Raw genomic sequence first — 20431 nt, 5'->3', positions numbered from 1 at the left:
GCCGGGCGTGAGCACCGCGTCCGCGTGGCAGGAGCACCTGCGAGGAGCCCGCTGGTTCGGCGGCAAGGGCCTCGGCGCGCGCGTGGCCCGGATCACCGCGCTCCCGTGGTACACCGCAGCGGGCGCCTGGCCCGCGGTGCGCTCCGAGCTGGCGGAGATCGCCTACGAGGACGGTCGCACGGAGACCTACCAGCTGGTCGTGTCCTACGTCCCGGCGGGGACGGCTCCCGCTGGCCTGTCCGTGGGGACGACCACGCTGCCGGGGCTCGGCGACGTCGACGTCCTGGACGCTCCGTCCCACCCGGAATCGGCCGCGGCGCTGGTCCGCGCGCTGCGGGACACACCGGGGCCCGGGATGGACTGGCACGACGCGTCCCCCGTCGACGCGGACGCGGAGATCCGGCTGTTCACGGGTGAACAGAGCAACACGACGATCGTCGTCGGCGCGACGACCCTGCTGAAGCTGTTCCGCAAGCTCGAGCCCGGCCGCAACCTGGACGCGGAGGTCCTGGCGGCGCTGAGCGGGTCGGGGATCACTCCCGACCTGTACGGCACGCTGTCCGCGGACGGCTACGACCTGGCCATGTTCTGCCAGCGGATCACCGGCATCACCGACGGCTGGGTGTACGCCACCGACGCCTGCGCGGCCGGCCGGGACATCTCTGTGGAGTGCCACCAGCTCGGCGCGGAGCTCCGCGACCTGCACGCGCGCCTCGCGATGGCGTTCGGCACGTCCACCCGTCCCGGCGACGAGGTGACGACCGACATGGTGCACCGGTTCGACCGGGCGGCCGACCAGGTGCGCGAGCTGGACGCGTACCGCAGGGCGGCACGGCTGCTGTTCGGGGCTCCGTCCGGTCACGACCTCGCCACCCAGCGCGTCCACGGCGACTTCCACCTGGGCCAGGTGCTGCACCGCGAACAGGGCCGCGCCGGGGAGTGGGTGATCATCGACTTCGAGGGCGAGCCGCTCAAGACCCTCGCCGAGCGCCGCGCGTTCGACTCGGTGTGGCGGGACGTCGCCGGCCTGCTGCGCAGCCTCGACTACGCGCGCAGTGCGCACGCCGACCCCGACGGCGCAGCGGCGCGGCAGTGGTGCGCGGCCGCACGGGAGGCGTTCCTCGCCGGCTACAGCGGCCGGCACCGGGCCGAGCCGGCCCTCCTGCGCGCCTACGAGCTCGACAAGGCGGTCTACGAGGTCGTGTACGAGGTCCGCAATCGGCCCGATTGGGCACACATTCCCTGGCGGGCAGTCCAAGATGAGGCCAGACGGGTTTCCCTTGACCCGCCGGCACCGACGCAAGAGGAGCAGTGATGGCACACGACGTGGCGGGCGGGCTCACCGGCTGGGACCTGGAGGGTTTCCAGAGCGGCGGCGACACCGAGTGCTGGCGACGCCTGGGCGCCCACGAGGTCACCATCCATGACGACGAGCGGGGCGACCTCCACGGCACCCGGTTCGCCGTGTGGGCGCCGAACGCCCGCGAGGTCCGGCTCAACGCCGACTTCAACTGGTGGACCGGCGACGCCATGTCGCGGATCCCCGGCAGCGGGGTGTGGGGCCTGTTCGTGGAGGGCGTCGGCACCGGCGCCCTGTACAAGTTCAACATCCTCTGCGCCGACGGGGTGTGGCGGGAGAAGGTCGACCCGATGGCCTTCTTCGCCGAGCAGGCCCCCGCGAACTCCTCGATCGTCTACACCAGCCAGTACCTGTGGGACGACGAGGCGTGGATCGAGCGGCGCGCCGCGTCCCAGCCGTACAAGGAGCCGATGAGCATCTACGAGCTCCACCTCGGCTCGTGGCGCAAGGGCAAGACCTACCTCGAACTGGCCGACGAGCTGGTCGAGTACGTGACCTGGCAGGGCTACACGCACGTGGAGTTCATGCCGGTCACCGAGCACCCCTTCGAGCCGTCCTGGGGCTACCAGGTCACCAACTACTTCGCCCCTCAGTCGCGGCTGGGCCGCCCCGACGAGTTCCGCTACCTCGTCGACCGGCTGCACCAGGCCGGCATCGGCGTGATCCTGGACTGGGTGCCCGGCCACTTCCCCAAGGACGAGTGGGCGCTCGGACGCTTCGACGGCACCGCGCTGTACGAGCACGCCGACCCCCGGCAGGGCGAGCACAAGGACTGGGGCACCTACATCTTCAACTACGGCCGCAACGAGGTGAAGTCGTTCCTCGTCTCCAACGCGCTGTACTGGGTGACCGAGTTCCACATCGACGCGCTGCGCGTGGACGCGGTCGCGTCCATGCTCTACCTGGACTACTCGCGCGAGGACGGCGAGTGGGTGCCGAACATCTACGGCGGCAACGAGAACCTCGAGGCGATCGACTTCCTGCGCTACGTGAACAAGCACCTCTACGAGCGGGTGCCCGGCGTGGTGATGATCGCCGAGGAGTCGACGTCCTTCGGCGGCGTCACGAAGCCGGTGCACTCCGGCGGCCTCGGGTTCGGCTTCAAGTGGAACATGGGGTGGATGAACGACTCGCTGCGCTACCTCGCGCTGGAGCCGATCCACCGGCAGTACCACCACAACGAGATGACGTTCGCGATGGTCTACGCGTACTCGGAGAACTTCGTCCTGCCGATCTCCCACGACGAGGTGGTGCACGGCAAGGGCTCGATGATCAACAAGATCCCGCAGGACACGTGGCGCCAGTTCGCCACGCTGCGGGCCTTCTACTCCTACATGTGGGCCTTCCCCGGCAAGAAGCTGATCTTCGCCGGCTGCGAGTTCGGGCAGCGCAGCGAGTTCAACGAGGCCACCAGCCTGGAGTGGTGGGTCTCCGACCTGTGGGGGCACCACGGGCTGCAGCGCATGTTCAAGGACCTCAACGAGCTGTACCGCTCGCACCCTGCCCTGTGGGAGCTCGACTCCGACCCGGCGGGCTTCCGCTGGATCAACGCCGACGACGCGGGCGCCAACACCTACTCGTGGGTGCGCAGCGACGCGTCCGGAGGGCACGTCGCCGTGATCGTGAACTTCTCCTCCGAGCCGTGGACGCGGTACCGGATCGGCCTGCCCAAGGCCGGGGTGTGGAAGGAGGTCTTCAACTCCGACTCCGGCACCTACGACGGCTCGGACACCTTCGGCAACCTCGGCCAGGTCACGGCGACCGACGAGGGCTGGAACGGCCTGCCCGCCAGCGCCACCGTGGTCGTCCCTCCGCTGGGCGCGGTGTTCTTCGAGCTCGACGACCAGGAGTGATCCGGGAGTCCCTGCCGTTCGTCGTGGCGGACGGCAACGCGATCATCGACTTCGGCGGCGACGACGCGCCCGAACGCCTGCACCTGCTGGTGCTGAACACCTGCCGGCTGGCGCTGGCGGACGACGGCGTGCGGCGGCTGGAGACGTCCGTGGCCGCGGACGACCGGCCGCGGCGGCGGGCGCTGCACCGGGCGGGGTTCCGGCTGGAGGGGGTCTCCCGGGACCGCTGGATCACCGCCGACGGACGCGTCGACCAGGCCTGGTACGCGCTGCTGCGCGGGGATCCCGCGGACGGGCGCGAGGCGTTCACGGCCGTGATGAACACGGTCACCGCGCGGAAGCGGGTGATCAGCCACCTGCTGCTCACCGACAGCGCGGGCAGGGTGTGCGTCCTGGAGACCACGTTCAAGCCCGACTTCGAGCTGCCCGGCGGGATCCTGGAGGTCGGCGAGAGCCCCCGGGTGGGCCTGGTTCGCGAGGTCGAGGAGGAGCTCAGCCACGCGGTCAGCATCGGCCGGTTGCTGGTCGTGGACTGGCTGGCCCCGTACCTGGGCTGGGAGGACGCCGTCGAGCTGATCTTCGACGGCCGCGACCTCGCCGACCACGCCGTCGAACTGCTGCGTCCTGACCTGCGCGAGATCCGCGCCGTCCACTGGCTGCCCGTCGAGGACGCCATCGCCACCATGGCGCCGTTCGCACAGGGCCGCCTCCGCGCCGCGCTGGACGCCCGCGAGGAGGGCCGCACCCTCTACCTGGAAGCCGGCGAGCGAATCAGCTGAGCACCGCGGTTGAAACTGCCGCTCCGGCAGGTATTGTTCGCATCGGGCTAATCATCTTGGGGGTCTGATGACGCAGGGGCAGGTGGCGACGCCACCGGTTCGCCGGCTCGGCGTCCTGATGGCGGTGTACCTGCTGGGCATCTTCATGGGCGCCATCGACACCGGCATCGTCACCCCCGCGCGCACGATCATCCAGAACGACCTGGGGGTCGACGACTCCACCGGCATCTGGATGCTGACGATCTACACGCTGGCCTACGCCGCCTCCATCCCGATCATGGGCAAGCTCGCCGACCGCTACGGCCGCAAGCCCGTCTACCTGCTCAGCATCACCCTGTTCGGCGTCGGCTCCCTGCTGTGCGGGCTCAGCCAGGACGTCGGCAGCTTCGAGATGCTGATCATCTCCCGCGCGATCCAGGCCATCGGCGGCGGCGGCATCGTCCCGATCGCGACCGCGGAGTTCGGCACATCGGTCCCCGAGGAGAAGCGCGGCATGGCGCTGGGCCTCGTCGGTGGTGTGTACGGCGTGGCGAACATCTTCGGCTCCAGCGCCGGCAGCCTGATCCTGAATGTCTTCGGCACCCACAACTGGCAGTTCATCTTCTACGTCAACGTCCCGATCAGCATCGCGATCATCGTCGGCGGACTGCTCTTCCTGCCCAACCACAAGGTCGAGCAGGTCTCGAAGATCGACCTGCTCGGGATCACCCTTCTGGTCGCGATGATCCTGTCCCTGCTCTACGGGCTGCGGAACATCGACTTCTTCGACTTCGTGCACTCGGTGACCAGCACCGACGTCTACCCGTTCCTGCTGGGGTTCCTCGTCCTGCTGCCGTTCTTCGTGCTCGCCGAACGCCGCGCAGCCGACCCCGTCCTCAACCTCAGCTACTTCACCGACGCGGCGATCGGCGTCACCCTGCTGCTCGCGTTCCTCTCCGGCGTGATCCTGATGGGTGTGGTGTTCGTCCCGCAGTTCGCGGAGAACGCGCTGCGGATCCCGTCCGGGGACGGCGGCTACTTCGTGATCATCCTCGGCCTGTTCTCGGGCATCGGCGCTCCCCTGTCCGGCACGCTCACCGACCGGTTCGGGCCGCGGCTCGTGCTCGGCTTCGGCGTCACGGTCTCCGCGATCGCCGCCGCGGTGGGCGTGTGGTGGGCGATCCCCTCCCCGTCCTGGGTGAGCGTCTGCACGACCCTCGCGCTGATGGGCCTGGGCCTGGGCTTCACGATCGGGTCGCCGCTGAACTACATGATGCTCGACCGCACCCGTCCCGAGGAGTCGAACTCGGCGCTGGCCACGCTCTCGCTGGTCCGCTCGATCGGGACGACGCTCGCCCCGGCGATCCTGGTCGGTTTCCTCTCCCACGCGGGCACGGAACTCCAGACCAACCTGACCGCCGAGCTGCCCACCCAGATCAGTGCGCCCGCCCTCCCGCACGCCAGCGAGCTGCAGGCCAAGTTCGCCGAACTCAAGGCCGACGAGCACCTCAAGGACAAGCTCAAGGACGTCGACTTCCCCGACCTGACGAGCATGACCACCATCGACATCGACATGGACTCCGGTGCGTCGCTGCCCGACGACCTCGTCGAACTGCTGCAGACGGCGGACGTCACGAACATCACCGAGCGCACGAAGACCGTCGCAGAACGAATGTTCGCCGAGCAGACACCGTCCGTGATCGCCGACATCACCGATGGGGTCAACACCGGCCTGAGCAGCCTGGACGACGCCGCGTCCGACCTCACCACGCAGCACGCGAAGCTCGTGAAGGCGGTCAAGGGCGTCACGGCCGGCATCACCGGCATGCGCAAGGCGGCGTCCGGCATGGAGAAGGGCATCGCTGGCATGACGAAGGCCATCACCGGTATGGACGCGGGCCTGGCCGGGACGGCGAAGGCGAAGGCCGGCATGGAGAAGGCCGTCGCAGGGATCACGAAGGGGATCAAGGGCCTGGACGCCGCGATCGCCGGGCAGAAGGAGGGGATCGCCCAGCTCCAGGCCGCCTACGACCAGATCATGGCGGCGCTGCCGCCGGGCACGCCCGAGCCCCCGGCCGCGACCGCGCTGCGCGAGCAGATCGACGCGCTGACGGCCAAGCTGGACTCCACGAAGGCGCAGCGCACCACGCTCGTCCACAAGCGGGACACACTGCGCGCGAAGATCGCGACCGTGACGAAGGAGCGCGCGGCCCTGGCGAGGAAGCGGGCGACGGTCGTCGACAAGCGGGCCACCCTGCGGGGCGAGCTGCGGACGCTGGAGGGCAAACTGGCCACCGCCGTCTCCCAGCGCCACGACCTCGTCACGGCGAGGGACAGCCTCGCCGACGCGCTGGACGACCTCGCCACCACCCGCGCGCAGCTGGTCGAGCTCCGCGACGCGGTGCCCGGGGCGTTCGAGACGGCCAAGGAGAACTACCTCGCCGAGATCGACGCCCTCTCCCCCACCCTCGAACAGACCTTCGCCGACACGCTCAACACCGGCTTCCGCGGCATCTACCTGTCCACGATGTCCGCCGCGCTCGCCGCGGGCGTCCTGCTGCTGCTCTCCGGACGTCGCAGGACCCGCGCTCCGCGACCGTGAGAGCATGGCCCCGTGCCGCAGCTGCAGATCCTCCTGTTCGACGGGGTCGAGGAACTCGACGCGATGGGGCCCTGGGAGGTGCTCTCCGCCTGGACCCGGCAGTTCGCTGAGGACGGCTGGCGGGCGAGCCTGGTCTCCCGCGACGGCCGGGCGGTGACGGCGGCCAAGACCGCCGTCCTCACGCCGCACCACGCGTGGTCCGACGACGTCGACCTGTTGATCGTCCCCGGCGGTGCAGGGACGCGTCCGCTGCTCGGGGACGCCGAGGTCCGCGGCTGGCTGCACCGCGCGCACGACCGCGGCGCGCTGGTCACGAGCGTGTGCACGGGAGCGCTTCTGCTGGCCGACGCCGGGCTGCTGGCCGGGCGCCCCGCGACCACCTACCACAGCTGCTTCGACGAACTCTTCGCGATCGAGCCGACGTGCCTGCCCGATCGCGAGGCGCGCTGGATCGACTCCGGCGAGATCGTGACCTCCGCGGGCGTCAGCGCCGGCATCGACATGGCGCTGCACCTGGTCGACCGACTCGCCGGCACCGACCGCGCGCGCCAGGTCCGCCGCGCGATCCAGTACGACCCGCTCCCGCCGGTCTGACGCCCCGGCGTCAGAACAGGGCGCTCATCAGGTCCCGACGGGCCTTGGCCACGGCGGGGTCGGCAGGGCCGACGGTCTCGAAGAGTTCGAGCAGGCGGACGCGGACGGCCTCCCGCTGGGCTCCGGCGGTGTTCCGGATCGTCGCGATCAGGCGCGTGAACGCCTGCGCGGTCGCGCCGCCCAGGAGCTCGGCGTCGGCGGCCGCCAGCTGGGCGTCGACGTCGTCCGGGGCGGCGTCAGCCCTCGCCAGCACGGTCCCGGGGTCGATCACGCTCGCCCGCGCCAGCAACGCAGCCTGCGCGCGGCCGGCCTTCGCCTCCGGGTCGTTCGGGGACGCGGCCAGCAGCTTGTCGAACTCCTCGACGGCCTTCGCGAAGTCGCCGCTGGACAGCGCCTCGTCCGCGGCGGCGAACCGGGGGTCGGGCCCGGCGTCGGCGTCGATGCTGACGGGCTCGGCGCGTCCGACGATGCCGCTCGCCGCGGCCGCCTGGAGGAGCTGCGCGATGTAGCTCTTCGCCTCCTCCTTCGTCTTCGTCCCCTGCCACAGCGGCGCCAGTTGGCCACCGACCACACCGATCACCGCGGGCACGGCCTGGATGCCGAACGCCTGCGCGATCTGCGGGCTCGCGTCCACGTTCACCCGCCCCAGCAGGTAGGCGCCGCCGGCCTCGTTCGCGAGCTCGACCATCGCGTCCGACAGCGACTGGGCGTTCGCCCGCGGCGAGTTCAATTCGAGCACGACCGGGTACCGCACCGACTGGGACAGCACGGCCTCGAACGACGCCTCGTCGACGTCGATCACGTAGCTGGCGCCCGGTGGCGGCGGGACCGCCTTCGCTGCGGCGACGATGCCGGAAAGATCCACGGCGCGGGACGGGTTGAAACCTGCGGGACTCACAAGACTGCATTCTGCCAGCGCACCCAATCCCGGGCGAATGCGGGCCGCGTCCTCGCCAGCGACCCCGCCAGCGGGCAAGATGGCGTCATGGTTCACGAACGCGCAGGGCAGGTCGCGCTGCCCCAGGATCTCATCGACGTCGACGCCCTGATCAGCGCCTACTACGACCTCGTCCCCGATCCGGACAATCCTGACCAGCAGGTGGTGTTCGGGACGTCCGGCCACCGCGGCTCCAGCCTCGACGTGGCGTTCAACGACGCGCACATCGCCGCCACCACGCAGGCGATCGTCGAGTACCGCGCGGGCCAGGGCATCACCGGGCCGCTGTTCATCGGCAAGGACACCCACGCCCTTTCCGAACCGGCGTGGCTGACCGCGATCGAGGTGCTGCACGCGCACGGCGTGGCGATCTGCGCCGAGCGGGACGAGGACTTCACCCCGACCCCCTCGGTGTCCCGCGCGATCATCGTGTACAACCGCGACCACACCGGGCCCCGCGCGGACGGCATCGTCGTCACCCCGTCCCACAACCCGCCCCGCGACGGCGGCTTCAAGTACAACCCGCCCCACGGCGGCCCGGCCGACACCGACGCCACCGGCTGGATCGCGACCCGCGCGAACGAGCTGCTGCGCAACCCCGGCGCGATCGCGCGGACGCCGTACGCGCAGGCCGCCCCGGACGTCACCCGCGTCGACTACCTCGGCGCCTACTGCGAGGACCTCCGCAACGCCATCGACCTGGACGCGATCGCGTCCGCCGGCGTCCACATCGGCGCCGACCCGCTGGGCGGCGCATCCGTGCAGTACTGGGGCTACATCGGGGAACGGCTGGGCGTCGACCTGACCGTGATCAACCCGAGCGTCGACCCGACCTGGCGGTTCATGACGCTGGACTGGGACGGCAAGATCCGGATGGACTGTTCCTCCCCGTACGCGATGGCCAGCCTGATCGCCAACCGCGACCGCTACGAGATCTCCACCGGCAACGACGCCGACTCCGACCGGCACGGCATCGTCACCCCGGACGCCGGCCTGATGAACCCGAACGCCTACCTCGCGGTCGCGATCCAGTACCTGTTCAGCCACCGCCCGAACTGGCGCGCGGACGCCGGCGTCGGCAAGACGCTGGTCTCGTCCTCCCTGATCGACAAGGTGGCCGCCGACCTGGGCAGGAAGCTCGTCGAGGTGCCGGTCGGCTTCAAGTGGTTCGTGCCGGGCCTGATGAGCGGTGACCTCGGCTTCGGCGGCGAGGAGTCGGCGGGGGCCTCCTTTCTGGCCAGGGACGGGTCGACCTGGACCACCGACAAGGACGGCATCCTGCTCGCCCTGCTGGCCAGCGAGATCAAGGCGGTCACGCAGAAGTCGCCGTCGGAGCACTATGCCGACCTCGAGGCCCGCTTCGGCGCGTCCAGCTACGCCCGCGTCGATGCCCCGGCGACCCGCGAGCAGAAGGCCAAGCTGGGCAAGCTCAGCGCGTCCGACGTGACCGCCACCGAGCTCGCGGGCGAGCCGATCACGGCCATCCTCACCCACGCGCCGGGCAACGGGGCGGCGATCGGCGGGCTGAAGGTGACGACCGCGTCGTCGTGGTTCGCCGCGCGTCCCTCGGGTACAGAGAACGTGTACAAGATCTACGCGGAGTCGCTGCAGGGCCCCGAACACCTAGCACAGGTGCAGGCCGAGGCCAAGCAGGTGGTCGACGCGGTATTGGCCTGACCAACAGGAATAGGGTGATCGCATGAGCAATGACGACATCTTCATCTGCATCGACCACGTCGGCTACGCCGTCCTCAACCTCGACGACGCCATCAAGGTCCACACCGAGGTGTTCGGGTGGCGCGTGCTGCACCGCGAGATCAACGAGGAGCAGGGCGTCGAGGAGGCGATGCTGGGCACCGGCGACCAGCTGCCGGAGAACGCCCAGATCCAGCTGCTCGCCCCGCTGAACGAGAACTCCACGATCGCCAAGTGGCTGGAGCGCAACGGTGGCCGCGGCGGCGTCCAGCAGGTCTGCTACCGCGTGGCCGACATCGACGCGGCGTGCGCCACCCTGCGTGAGCGCGGCGTGACCCTGCTGTACGACGAGCCCAAGATCGGCACCGGCGGCTCGCGGATCAACTTCGCGCACCCGAAGAGCACCGGGGGCATCCTGCTCGAGATCGTCCAGCCCGTGGCCGCCGCCCACTGAACGACCTCGTACGCACGTGGGGCTGGCCCGGTTCCGTGTGGGACCGGGCCAGTAGCATCGACGCCAGAGTGAAGGGGAGGACGCGGATGAGCGACGTGACAGCTGGTCTTGACCTGTTCGACGAGACGGCCTCCGCCGTCGGCAACTTCCCCCAGACGCTGCGCGGCTACGACCGCGGGGCCGTGGACGCCTACGTCCGCGACGTCGAGGCGCAGCTCGCCCGCGCGAAGGCCCAGCTCCGCCAGCAGCACCGCCAGCTCGCCGAGTCCGCGGCCAGGGAGGGCGACACCGACTACGCGAAGCTCGGTGGCCACGCCAGGGCACTGCTGAAGACCGCCGAGTCCCAGGCCGATGAACTCGTCGACACCGCCCAGCGCAGGGCCGCCCAGGTCGTCGCCGCGGCAAGGGCGGACGCGGAGAAGACCGCCGCGGAGGCACAGCTCGCCCTCGACATGGCGCAGAGCACCTCCACGGCCGAGCTGGACGAGCTGCGCCGTCGCCTGACCGACCAGACCGCGGCAGAGCTCCAGGCCGCAAAGGACGAGGCGCAGTCGATCCGCGAGTTCGCCGAGCGCCACGCCGCCCAGGTGCTGGCCGAGGCGGAGACGAAGGCCAGAGCCGTCGCCGAGGAGGGCAGGCAGGCCGCGGAGGCAGGCCGCGTCGCCGCGGAGAAGGAGGCGGCCGAGCTCCGCCTGGCCGTGGTCGCGGAGAAGGAGTCGTCGCTCGCCGAGCTCAAGGCCGCCCACGAGGCCGCGGTCGCCCGGCTGGACGAGCTGCAGGCCACCGCCCGCACCCAGAGCGCGGAGTACGCCGCGCGGCTGGAGAAGGACTCCATGACCTGGCAGCAGCGCAGGGAGGCCGCGCACGCCGAGGCCGAGTCGCTGCGGGCGGCAGCCCGGGCGGAGGCCGCGCAGATCGTCGCTGCCGCGCACAACCAGGCCACCGCCGAGCGCGCAGAAGCGCTGCGCGCCACGGAGGCGGAGAAGACCCGGCTGGACGGGGAGATCGACGCACTGCTCGAGCGCAGGAAGGCCATCGTCGGCCAGCTCGGCGAGCTCTCCACCCTCCTCGGCACCAGCGCCACCGATTTCGGGGATGGAGACAGCACCACGTGACCACCAGCGAGCCGGAGTCCACCCCCCAGGCCGGTTCGGAGCGGACGCCGTCCGCCCGCACACCCTCGTCCGCGCAGACCCCGTCCGGACCACCGGCGACCCGCAGCTGGCTGCGCAAGTGGCGCCGGACCACGCAGCCCACCCCGCCCGACCTGGCCGACGGTCTCGGCACGGGCGGGGAACGCCGCGTCACGCTGCTCGACCGCAACCCGTTCCAGATCGGGTTCTACCTCACGGTGGGCGGGATGACCGCCTACGCGCTGGTGGTACTGGCCCTGTCCGTGCGCACCGTGATCGTGCTCCTGCTGCTCTCCATGGTGATCGCCCTGGGCCTGAACCCGCTCGTCGAATGGCTGCACCATCGTGGCGTGCGGCGCGGACTGGCCGTCCTGATGGTGGCCCTCGCGGTGATCGGGCTGATCGTCCTCGCAGGTTGGGCGCTCGTGCCGCTCGCCAGCGAGCAGGTCAGCAAGCTGATGGTGCAGGCGCCGGGCTACCTCGACAACCTGCGCCAGAACCCGCAGATCGCCGCCCTGGACGCCCAGTTCCACGTGATCGACAAGGCGGTGGCCTTCCTCAGTTCGGGTGAGCTGATCAGCGGGCTGTTCGGAGGGCTCGTCGGCGCGGGCCAGGTGCTGGCCAACACGATCTCGTCCCTGATCATCACCATCGTGCTGACGCTGTACTTCCTGACCACCCTCCCGACGATGAAGGAGGTGATCTACCAGCTCGCGCCCGCCTCGCGCCGCCCCCGGGTGCGGTACCTCGCCAGCGAGATGTTCAAGCGCGTCGGCGGCTACGTGTCCGGCCTGTTCGTCGTGGTGCTGCTGTGGATGATCGTGTCGTTCGTGTTCCTGAACATCGTCGGGCTGGGCCAGTACTCCCTCGCGCTGGCCGTGATGGCCGGGATCTTCGCGTTCGTGCCTCTGATCGGCACCTCGATCTCGATCATCATCCTCTCGATCATCGGCTTCGCCGCCTCGGTGCCCGTGGGCGTGGCCACGCTGGTGTTCTTCCTGATCTACCAGCAGGTCGACGCGTACTTCCTCCAGCCGAGGATCTTCTCGCGGTCTGTGAAGATCCCCGCCATCGTGGTGATGCTCGCCGCCCTCTCCGGCGGCCTCGTGTTCGGCCTGGTCGGCGCGATCCTCGCCATCCCGATCAGTGCGGCGCTGCTGCTGCTCTACCGCGAGGTGCTGATCCCCCACCTCGACCGGAGCTGAGGCGCGGTAGGCAGGATCAAAAGAGCCGGTCCTCGGCGTTGTCGAGACCGCGCAGCGCGTCGTAGTCGACGAGGACGCAGGCGATGCCGCGGGTGGTCGCCAGCGTCCGTGCCTGCGGCTTGATCAGCTGGGCGGCGAAGACGCCCCGCACGGGCGCCAGCAGCGGGTCGGCGTTCATCAGCGCCAGGTACCGGGTGAGCTGCTCCACCCCGTCGATCTCGCCGCGTCGTTTCACCTCCACCGCCACGTAGGCGCCGGTGTGGTCGCGCAGCAGCAGGTCGACCGGACCGATCGGCGTCGGGTGCTCGCGGCGGACCAGCGTCCAGCCCTGCCCGAACGTCCCGGGGTTCTCCGCGAGCAGGACCTGCAGGTGGGCCTCGACCCCGTCCTTCTGCAGGCCCGGGTCGACGCCGAGGTCGTGGCTGGAGTCGTGGAACACCTCGCCGATGGTGATCTGCAGGGTGTCGCCGTCACCGTTGCGGACCTCCCACATCTCGGCGATGTCGGGCTCCTCCGGCGCCTGCACGGACACCGTGCACGGCGCGCTCATCCAGTTCAGCGGCTTGTACGCCCTGTCGTCGGCGTGGACGGAGACCGAACCGTCCGCCTTCACCATGATCAGGCGGGTGGCCATCGGCAGGTGGGCCGAGAGGCGTCCGGCGTAGTCGACCTGGCAGCGGGCAATCATCAGGCGCACCGGGACAACCTACTACGCGGCGCGCGTCCGCCGGCCGCCCACCGGTCGGCGCGTGACTTGCCTCGTGGGCGGGACGTGGCATAGGACTGCGGGTATGCACAAGCGTCCCTCCAAGCACCTGCGCGCGCCCCGACCGCTGACGTCGGGCGCCTTCGCGCGCCTGGAGCGGAAGGCCGACGGCGAGTGGATGGTGCAGACGCAGCCCGCTGACGCGGCAACGAAGACCTACACCTGCCCCGGCTGCAACCAACCCGTGACGCCGGGGACCGCGCACGTCGTGACCTGGCCCAGGGAGGCGTCGATCGGCTCGACGTCCGCGGTCGATGAGCGACGGCACTGGCACACGTCCTGCTGGCAGAGGCGCCGCTGATGAGCCACCTGCACGCAGACCTCGTCGGCACCGGGCGCCCCCGCTTCGCCTTCCTGCACGGGCTGTTCGGACGCGGCCGCAACTGGACGCAGATCGCCTCGGCGCTCGCCGACGCCGGGTACCCCGCCGTCCTGTTCGACCTGCCCGACCACGGCGGGAGCAGCTGGACGGCGTCGTTCTCGTACCCGCGGATGGCGGAGACCGTGGCGGAGGAGATCGACGCCCGGCTGGGCTCGGCGGCCCGGCTGCTGCTGGTCGGACACTCGATGGGGGGCAAGGTGGCGATGCTGACCGCGCTCGCGCACCCGGAACTGGTCCGTGGGCTGGTCGTCGTCGACATCGCCCCGGGGCGCTCGGCGCAGGTCGACACGTTCGGGCCGCTCGTCGCGGCGATGCGGTCGCTCGACCTGGCAACGCTCGCCTCGCGGGCGGAGGCGGATGAGCGGCTCCGCGCCGCCGTCCCCGACGACGCCGTGCGGCTGTTCCTGCTGCAGAACCTGCGCAGGAAGGGCGGCTGGCACTGGCAGCCGAACCTCGCGATGCTCGGGGACTCGCTGGACGAGATCGGCGGCTGGCCGGACGTCGGGACCGCGTCCTACCCGGGTCCGGTGCTGTGGCTCACCGGCGAGCGGTCGCCGTACTGCCGTCCCGAACACGAGCCGGAGATGCGCCGGCTCTTCCCCGCCGTGCGCAAGGTCGTGGTGCCCGGCGCCGGGCACTGGGTGCACGCGGACGCCCCGTCCGTCGTCATCAGCGAACTGCTGGCGTTCGCGGAGGCGTCCGCCCGGTAGGTTGGGACGCATGGTCAACCTCACCCGCATCTACACGCGCACCGGGGACGCAGGACGCACCCGGCTCTCCGACCTCTCGGAGACGTCGAAGACGGACCCGCGGGTGGAGGCCTACGGCCACGTCGACGAGGCGAACTCGATCCTCGGCATCATCACCTGCCGCGACGACCTCCCGGAGGACATCCGGGCGGTGCTGCGGCACGTCCAGAACGAGCTCTTCGACTGCGGGGCGGACCTGTCGAACCCGCTCAGCGAGAACCCCCCGTACGAGCCGCTGCGGATCATCGGTTCCAACGTCGAACGGCTCGAGGGCTGGTGCGACGAGTTCGGCGACCCGTTGCCGGCGCTGCGCTCGTTCATCCTTCCCGGGGGCAGCGAGACGGCCTCGTTCCTCCACCTCGCGCGCAGCGTCGTCCGCAGGGCCGAGCGGGCGGCCTGGGCCGCGGTCGAGGCGTACGGGTCGGAGCCGGCGTCCGGAGACCGCCCGGGCGGCGTGAACCTGCTCGCCGTCGGCTACCTGAACCGCCTCTCCGACCTGCTGTTCATCCTCGCCCGCGTGGTCGGCCAGTCCGCCGGCGACGTCCTCTGGGTCCCCGGCAAGGACCGCGAGGTCACCGAGCCCCTCGCCCGCAAGCAGCGCGAGCGGATCACCCGCGACGCCGACTGAGGCCTGGCCCGCGTCTGCGTCCACCGTGAAGTGGACGGATCTGCGGTGAACTCGCGTGATACCGTCCACCTTGTCGTGGACCCCACCGCGTCCACCTTGAAGTGGACCCCACCGCGTCCACCTTGAAGTGGACGCACTGCGGTGAACTCGCGACAATCCGTCCACCTTGAAGTGGACCCCACCGCGTCCACCTTGCAGTGGACGGATCTGCGGCGAACTCGCGTCAATCCGTCCACCTTGAAGTGGACCCCACCGCGTCCACCTTGAAGTGGACGCTACTGCGGCGAACTCGCGACAAACCGTCCACCTTGTCGTGGACCCCACCGCGTCCACCTTGAAGTGGACGGATCTGCGGCGTAGTCGCGTCAAACCGTCCACCTTGTCGTGGACGGAACGGTGACGCGTCAGCGGTAGCGGGCTCCGGGGGGCGCGGACTCCAGCCAGCTCAGCAGGCCGGTGAGGGACGCGACCGAGGTGGCCAGCTCCCAGGAGCGGCCGTCGACGAGTTCCAGGCGCATGATCCGCTGGTCGTCGTAGAGCACGACCGACTCGATCGGGGACGGGTCACGCTGCGGGCCCGCCGACGCCTGGGACCGGGGGAAGATCACCCGCGGACGCAACGCGATCGAGAAGGCCCGGAACCACTCCAGGTTGTCGCCCGAGTAGCGCGCGACGCCGAGCACCCACCCGGCGCCCGGCGTCTTCTCGGAGAGTCGCAGCGAACAGTCGAACAGCCCGCCCTGGCGGGACAGCCAGCGGCGCCGCACGCCGAGGAACACCACCGGGACGAGCAGGACGACGACCAGCACCAGCGCCACCCATTCGGTGATGCCCAGCCAGTCCATCCGTGTCGACTCCCGGGACTACTTGGCGTGCTGCCGGGCCAGGTGGGCGGCCCGGACCTGGGCCTGCGCCCGCAGGTAGTGCTGGCGGGTCTCCTCGTCCAGCTCACCGGCGTTCAGTCGCTTCTCGGCCGCCGCCAGCTCGTGCTCGGCGGCGTCCAGGTCGATCTCCCTGGCCACCCTGGCGAACTGCGACAGCAGCGAGACCCGGTTGTCGGCCACAGAGAGGAAGCCCCCGTCGATGGCCAGCACCTCGCGGGTGTCCTCCGTCGTGAGCACCTCCGCCGCACACGGCACCATCGCGGCGAGGAACGGCTCGTGGTTGGGCAGGATGCCGAGGTCGCCCTCGGTCGACCGGGCGGTGACGCTCAGCGCGTCCCCCTCCCAGACGATCCCGTCCGCCGAGACGACCTCGACGCGCAGCACGTCCGCCACGTCAGCCTTCCTTCTGGATGCGGTCCCAGTTCTCCATCACCATGTCCATGCCGCCGACGTTGAAGAACGCCTGCTCCGCGACGTGGTCGACCTCGCCGTCGCAGATCATCGTGAACGACTCGATCGTGTCCTTCAGCGGGACGGTCGAGCCGGGCACGTTGGTGAACTTCTCGGCCATGTAGGTGTTCTGGGAGAGGAACTGCTGGATCCGCCGCGCGCGGGCGACGATGATCTTGTCCTCCTCGCTCAGCTCGTCCACACCGAGGATCGCGATGATGTCCTGCAGTTCCTTGTTCCGCTGGAGGATCTGCTTCACCCGCGTCGCCGTGTCGTAGTGGTCCTTGCCGATGAACTGCGGGTCCATGATCCGCGAGGAGCTCGACAGCGGGTCCACGGCCGGGTACAGGCCGCGGGACGCGATCTCGCGGCTCAGCTCGGTCGTGGCGTCCAGGTGGGCGAACGTCGTGGCAGGCGCCGGGTCGGTGTAGTCATCGGCCGGGACGTAGATCGCCTGCATCGAGGTGATCGAGTGGCCCCGGGTGGACGTGATCCGCTCCTGCAGCTGGCCCATCTCGTCGGCCAGGTTCGGCTGGTAGCCCACGGCGGACGGCATCCGGCCGAGCAGCGTCGACACCTCGGAGCCGGCCTGGGTGAACCGGAAGATGTTGTCGATGAACAACAGCACGTCCTGGTTCTGGACGTCGCGGAAGTACTCGGCCATCGTCAGCGCCGAGAGCGCGACCCGCAGGCGGGTACCCGGCGGCTCGTCCATCTGGCCGAACACCAGCGCGGTGTCCTTCATGACGCCGGCCTCGATCATCTCCGCGATCAGGTCGTTGCCCTCACGCGTCCGCTCCCCCACGCCGGCGAACACCGAGGTGCCACCGAAGTTGTGGGCGATCCGGTAGATCATCTCCTGGATCAGCACCGTCTTGCCGACGCCCGCACCGCCGAACAGGCCGATCTTGCCGCCCTGGACGTAGGGGGTGAGCAGGTCGAGCACCTTGATGCCGGTCTCCAGCATCTGGGTCTTCGGCTCCAGCGCGTCGAAGGGCGGCGGCTCGCGGTGGATCGGCCAGCGCTCGGTCACCTCGAACGTGCTCGGGTCCTCGTTGAGGCACTCGCCGGTGACGTTCCACACCTTGCCCTTGGTCACGTCGCCGACCGGCACCTCGATCGGCGCACCGGTGTCGGTCACCTTCGCGCCGCGGCGCATGCCGTCGGTCGGCTTCAGCGAGATCGCGCGGACGATGTTGTCGCCGACGTGCAGGGCGACCTCGGCCGCGATCGTGCGACTCTCCTCACCCGCCTCGATGTCGATGAGCAGCTTGTTGTTGATGTCGGGCATCTGGTCCGCGGCGAACTCCACGTCCACCACGGGCCCGATCACCCGGGCGACCCGCCCGGTCGCGGCCTGGGTCTCGGTCTCGGTCGGGGTCTGCGTCGTCACAGTCATTCCTCTGCCTTGCCTAGTCGTTCTCGGTCAGGTCGGCGAGCGCGCCCGCGCCACCGACGATCTCGCTGATTTCCTGGGTGATCTCTGCCTGCCTGGCCTGGTTCGCCTCGCGGGTGAGGCGCTCGATCAGCTGCTGGGCGTTGTCGGTGGCCGACTTCATGGCCCGCTGCTGCGCGGCGAGCTGGGACGCGGCCGACTGGAGCAGGTAGAACCAGATCCGGCTGCGGATGTAGATCGGCAGCAGCGCGTCCAGCACGGTGTTGGGGTCCGGCTCGAACTCGTACAGCGGCACGACCTCGGTGGCGCCCACCTCGTGCACGCCTTCCACGACCTCCAGCGGGAGGACCCGGCGCACGCGCGGCGTCTGGGTGAGCATCGACTCCATCCGGGTGTAGACCGCCCAGATCTCGTCGACCCCGCCCTCCTCGTACGGCTTCAGGAAGTCCTCCTGCAGCCGGTTCGCGATCTCCACGGCCCGGTCGTACGTCGGGGCGTCGGAGAAGCCTTCCCAGTGCGCCTCGACGGGCAGGTCGCGGAACCGCAGGTAGCTGATCCCCTTGCGTCCCACGACGTAGCGGACGAGTTCCTTGCCCTCCTCCTCCGCGCGCTGGCGGAAGCTGGCGACCGTCTTGATCACGTTGGCCGAGTACGCGCCGTTCATCCCCCGGTCCGAGGTGATGAAGAAGATCGCGATCCGCTTCGGGTTCTCCGACGGCCGGGTCAGCGGGTGGTCCTGATGGGAGTAGTTCGCCACCGCCGAGACGGCCCGGTTCAGCTCGCGCGTGAACGGCAGCGCCCTGGCCGCGACCTGCTGCGCCTTGATGATCCTCGAGGACGCGATCAGCTCCATCGCCCTGGTGATCTTCTTGGTCGCGGTCACCGACTTCCGGCGCTGTCGCAGCTCCCGCAGGCTGGCTGCCATCCGATCAGCTCCGCTTCTTCTGCACGACGATCTGCTCGTGGTCGAGGTCCTCGGCCGCGATCGCCGTCGCCTGCGTGTCGCCACTCACCAGCGGCTTGCCGTCGTTGCCGACGAACTGGGCCTTGAACTCGTCCAACGCGGCCAGCGTCGCCTGCTCGGTGTCGGACGTGAACTGCCCGGTCTCCGCGATGGTGTCGAGCACCTTGGTGTGGTGGCGCAGGTAGTCGAGGAACTCCCGCTCGTAGCGCAGCACGTCCGCCACCGGGACCGCGTCGAACTTGCCCGTCGTGCCCGCCCACACGCTGACCACCTGGTCGGCGACCGGGTAAGGGCTGTACTGCGGCTGGCGGAGCAGCTCGACAAGCCGCGCGCCGCGGTCCAGCTGGCGCCGGGACGCGGCGTCCAGGTCGGAGGCGAACATCGCGAACGCCTCCATGTCGCGGTACTGGGCCAGGCCGATCTTCAGCGTGCCGGAGACCGACTTCATGGCCTTCACCTGGGCGGCGCCGCCGACGCGGGACACCGAGATGCCGACGTCGATGGCCGGGCGCTGGTTGGCGTTGAACAGGTCGGACTGCAGGAAGATCTGGCCGTCGGTGATCGAGATCACGTTGGTCGGGATGTAGGCCGACACGTCGTTGGCCTTCGTCTCGATGATCGGCAGCCCGGTCATCGATCCCGCGCCCAGCTCGTCGGACAGCTTCGCGCAGCGCTCCAGCAGGCGGGAGTGCAGGTAGAACACGTCGCCGGGGTACGCCTCGCGGCCCGGCGGGCGGCGCAGCAGCAGCGACATGGCCCGGTACGCCTCGGCCTGCTTGGTCAGGTCGTCGAAGACGATCAGGACGTGCTTGCCCTCGTACATCCAGTGCTGGCCGATCGCCGAGCCGGAGTAGGGAGCGATGTACTTGAAGCCGGCCGGGTCGGACGCGGGCGCGTGCACGATCGTGGTGTACTCCAGCGCACCGGCCTCCTCCAGCACCGTCCGCAGCGAGGCGATGGTGGAGCCCTTCTGGCCGATGGCGACGTAGATGCAGCGGACCTGCTTCTTCGGGTCGCCGGTCGCCCAGGCCGCCTTCTGGTTGATGATCGCGTCGATGGCGATCGCGGTCTTGCCGGTCTTGCGGTCGCCGATGATCAGCTGGCGCTGGCCGCGGCCGATCGGGGTCATGGCGTCGATGGCCTTGATGCCCGTCTGGAGCGGCTCGTTCACCGACTGGCGGTCCATCACGCCCGCGGCCTGGAGCTCGAGCGGACGGCGCTCGGTCACGTCCTTGATCTCGCCGAGGCCGTCGATCGGGTTGCCCATCGCGTCCACGACGCGGCCGAGGTAGCCCTCGCCGACCGGGACGCTGAGTACCTCGCCGGTCCGCTTGACGACCGAGCCCTCCTCGATGCCCTCGGACTCGCCGAGTACCACGACGCCGATCTCGCGGACGTCGAGGTTCAGCGCGATGCCGAGCGTGCCGTTGGCGAACTCGAGCAGCTCGTTGGCCATCGCGGACGGCAGGCCCTCGACCCGCGCGATGCCGTCGCCGGAGGTCACCACGGTGCCGACCTCGTCCCTGGTCGCCGCGTCGGGGTTGAAGTTGGACACGAACGATGCCAGCGCGTCCCGGATCTCCTCGGGGCTGATGGTCAGTTCCGCCATTGGGTGCACCTT

General features: G+C 70.1%; 19 protein-coding genes. 12 read left to right on the top strand and 7 right to left on the bottom strand.

Going from position 1 to position 20431, the window contains the following annotated elements; all coding sequences use genetic code 11:
- The first annotated feature begins 7 nt into the window (after positions 1-7).
- From QM779_RS04015 to QM779_RS03995, 5 genes are all read left to right on the top strand, one after another.
- The gene (locus tag QM779_RS04015; protein ID WP_428531948.1) at positions 8-1315 is read left to right on the top strand and encodes a phosphotransferase; all 1308 of its coding nucleotides are present in this window, start codon (positions 8-10) and stop codon (positions 1313-1315) included.
- Complete coding sequence (gene glgB / locus QM779_RS04010) at positions 1315-3213, top strand: 1,4-alpha-glucan branching protein GlgB (protein WP_428531945.1); 1899 nt, start codon at positions 1315-1317, stop codon at positions 3211-3213. The genes QM779_RS04015 and glgB overlap by 1 nt, the downstream gene beginning before the upstream one ends.
- Complete coding sequence (locus QM779_RS04005) at positions 3210-3992, top strand: NUDIX hydrolase (RefSeq protein ID WP_428531942.1); 783 nt, start codon at positions 3210-3212, stop codon at positions 3990-3992. Before glgB ends, QM779_RS04005 begins: the two co-directional genes overlap by 4 nt.
- A 67-nt stretch (positions 3993-4059) precedes the next feature.
- Positions 4060-6573 (top strand): MFS transporter, encoded by a 2514-nt coding sequence (locus QM779_RS04000; RefSeq protein ID WP_428531939.1) that lies wholly within the window; start codon positions 4060-4062, stop codon positions 6571-6573.
- Positions 6574-6585: 12 nt separating this feature from the next.
- Positions 6586-7167 (top strand): DJ-1/PfpI family protein, encoded by a 582-nt coding sequence (locus QM779_RS03995; protein WP_428531936.1) that lies wholly within the window; start codon positions 6586-6588, stop codon positions 7165-7167.
- 10 nt (positions 7168-7177) lie between these two features.
- Here the strand turns inward: QM779_RS03995 and QM779_RS03990 are convergent, their stop codons facing one another.
- Complete coding sequence (locus QM779_RS03990; RefSeq protein WP_428531933.1) at positions 7178-8065, bottom strand: co-chaperone YbbN; 888 nt, start codon at positions 8063-8065, stop codon at positions 7178-7180.
- Between the two features lie 87 nt (positions 8066-8152).
- On the opposite strand from QM779_RS03990, the gene pgm reads away from it, so the two are divergent.
- The 4 genes from pgm to QM779_RS03970 all read left to right on the top strand — a co-directional run bounded on the left by pgm (position 8153) and on the right by QM779_RS03970 (position 12591).
- The gene (gene pgm / locus QM779_RS03985; RefSeq protein WP_428531930.1) at positions 8153-9781 is read left to right on the top strand and encodes a phosphoglucomutase (alpha-D-glucose-1,6-bisphosphate-dependent); all 1629 of its coding nucleotides are present in this window, start codon (positions 8153-8155) and stop codon (positions 9779-9781) included.
- 22 nt (positions 9782-9803) lie between these two features.
- A complete protein-coding gene (gene mce, locus QM779_RS03980) occupies positions 9804-10253 on the top strand; it encodes a methylmalonyl-CoA epimerase (protein WP_428531927.1) in 450 nt (149 codons plus the stop codon).
- Positions 10254-10339: 86 nt separating this feature from the next.
- Positions 10340-11368 carry a DivIVA domain-containing protein gene (locus QM779_RS03975; RefSeq protein WP_428531924.1) on the top strand — a complete coding sequence of 343 codons (1029 nt, stop codon included), beginning with the start codon at positions 10340-10342 and terminating at the stop codon, positions 11366-11368.
- Entirely contained in the window at positions 11365-12591 is a 1227-nt protein-coding gene (locus QM779_RS03970) for an AI-2E family transporter (protein ID WP_428531921.1), read from the top strand. Before QM779_RS03975 ends, QM779_RS03970 begins: the two co-directional genes overlap by 4 nt.
- A gap of 16 nt (positions 12592-12607) precedes the next feature.
- On the opposite strand, the gene nucS is transcribed toward QM779_RS03970, so the two are convergent.
- On the bottom strand, positions 12608-13288 hold the full coding sequence (nucS, locus tag QM779_RS03965; protein WP_428531918.1) for an endonuclease NucS: 681 nt from the start codon (positions 13286-13288) through the stop codon (positions 12608-12610).
- A gap of 94 nt (positions 13289-13382) precedes the next feature.
- On the opposite strand from nucS, the gene QM779_RS03960 reads away from it, so the two are divergent.
- The 3 genes from QM779_RS03960 to QM779_RS03950 are packed head-to-tail and all read left to right on the top strand — an operon-like array spanning position 13383 to position 15116.
- The gene (locus QM779_RS03960) at positions 13383-13658 is read left to right on the top strand and encodes a hypothetical protein (protein ID WP_428531915.1); all 276 of its coding nucleotides are present in this window, start codon (positions 13383-13385) and stop codon (positions 13656-13658) included.
- On the top strand, positions 13658-14449 hold the full coding sequence (locus tag QM779_RS03955) for an alpha/beta fold hydrolase (RefSeq protein ID WP_428531912.1): 792 nt from the start codon (positions 13658-13660) through the stop codon (positions 14447-14449). Before QM779_RS03960 ends, QM779_RS03955 begins: the two co-directional genes overlap by 1 nt.
- A gap of 10 nt (positions 14450-14459) precedes the next feature.
- Positions 14460-15116 carry a cob(I)yrinic acid a,c-diamide adenosyltransferase gene (locus QM779_RS03950; protein WP_428531909.1) on the top strand — a complete coding sequence of 219 codons (657 nt, stop codon included), beginning with the start codon at positions 14460-14462 and terminating at the stop codon, positions 15114-15116.
- Positions 15117-15520: 404 nt separating this feature from the next.
- Here the strand turns inward: QM779_RS03950 and QM779_RS03945 are convergent, their stop codons facing one another.
- Genes QM779_RS03945 through atpA form a run of 5 tightly spaced genes read right to left on the bottom strand, consistent with a single transcriptional unit; the run spans position 15521 to position 20419 of the window.
- Complete coding sequence (locus tag QM779_RS03945) at positions 15521-15961, bottom strand: DUF2550 domain-containing protein (RefSeq protein ID WP_428531906.1); 441 nt, start codon at positions 15959-15961, stop codon at positions 15521-15523.
- 18 nt (positions 15962-15979) lie between these two features.
- Positions 15980-16393, bottom strand: a complete 414-nt coding sequence (locus QM779_RS03940) for a F0F1 ATP synthase subunit epsilon (RefSeq protein WP_428531903.1) — start codon at positions 16391-16393, stop codon at positions 15980-15982.
- Position 16394: 1 nt separating this feature from the next.
- Positions 16395-17849, bottom strand: coding sequence for a F0F1 ATP synthase subunit beta (gene atpD, locus QM779_RS03935; RefSeq protein ID WP_428531900.1), 1455 nt, complete (start codon positions 17847-17849; stop codon positions 16395-16397).
- A 13-nt stretch (positions 17850-17862) separates the two neighbouring features.
- Complete coding sequence (locus QM779_RS03930) at positions 17863-18771, bottom strand: F0F1 ATP synthase subunit gamma (RefSeq protein WP_428531897.1); 909 nt, start codon at positions 18769-18771, stop codon at positions 17863-17865.
- Positions 18772-18775: 4 nt separating this feature from the next.
- Entirely contained in the window at positions 18776-20419 is a 1644-nt protein-coding gene (gene atpA / locus QM779_RS03925; RefSeq protein WP_428531894.1) for a F0F1 ATP synthase subunit alpha, read from the bottom strand.
- Between the last annotated feature and the right edge of the window lie 12 nt (positions 20420-20431).

Origin of the sequence: Propionicimonas sp., assembly GCF_049840635.1 — a bacterium.
GTDB lineage: Bacteria > Actinomycetota > Actinomycetes > Propionibacteriales > Propionibacteriaceae > Propionicimonas.
The sequence above is the reverse complement of the archived record's forward strand: the minus strand, read 5'-3'. Positions and strand labels throughout refer to the sequence as shown.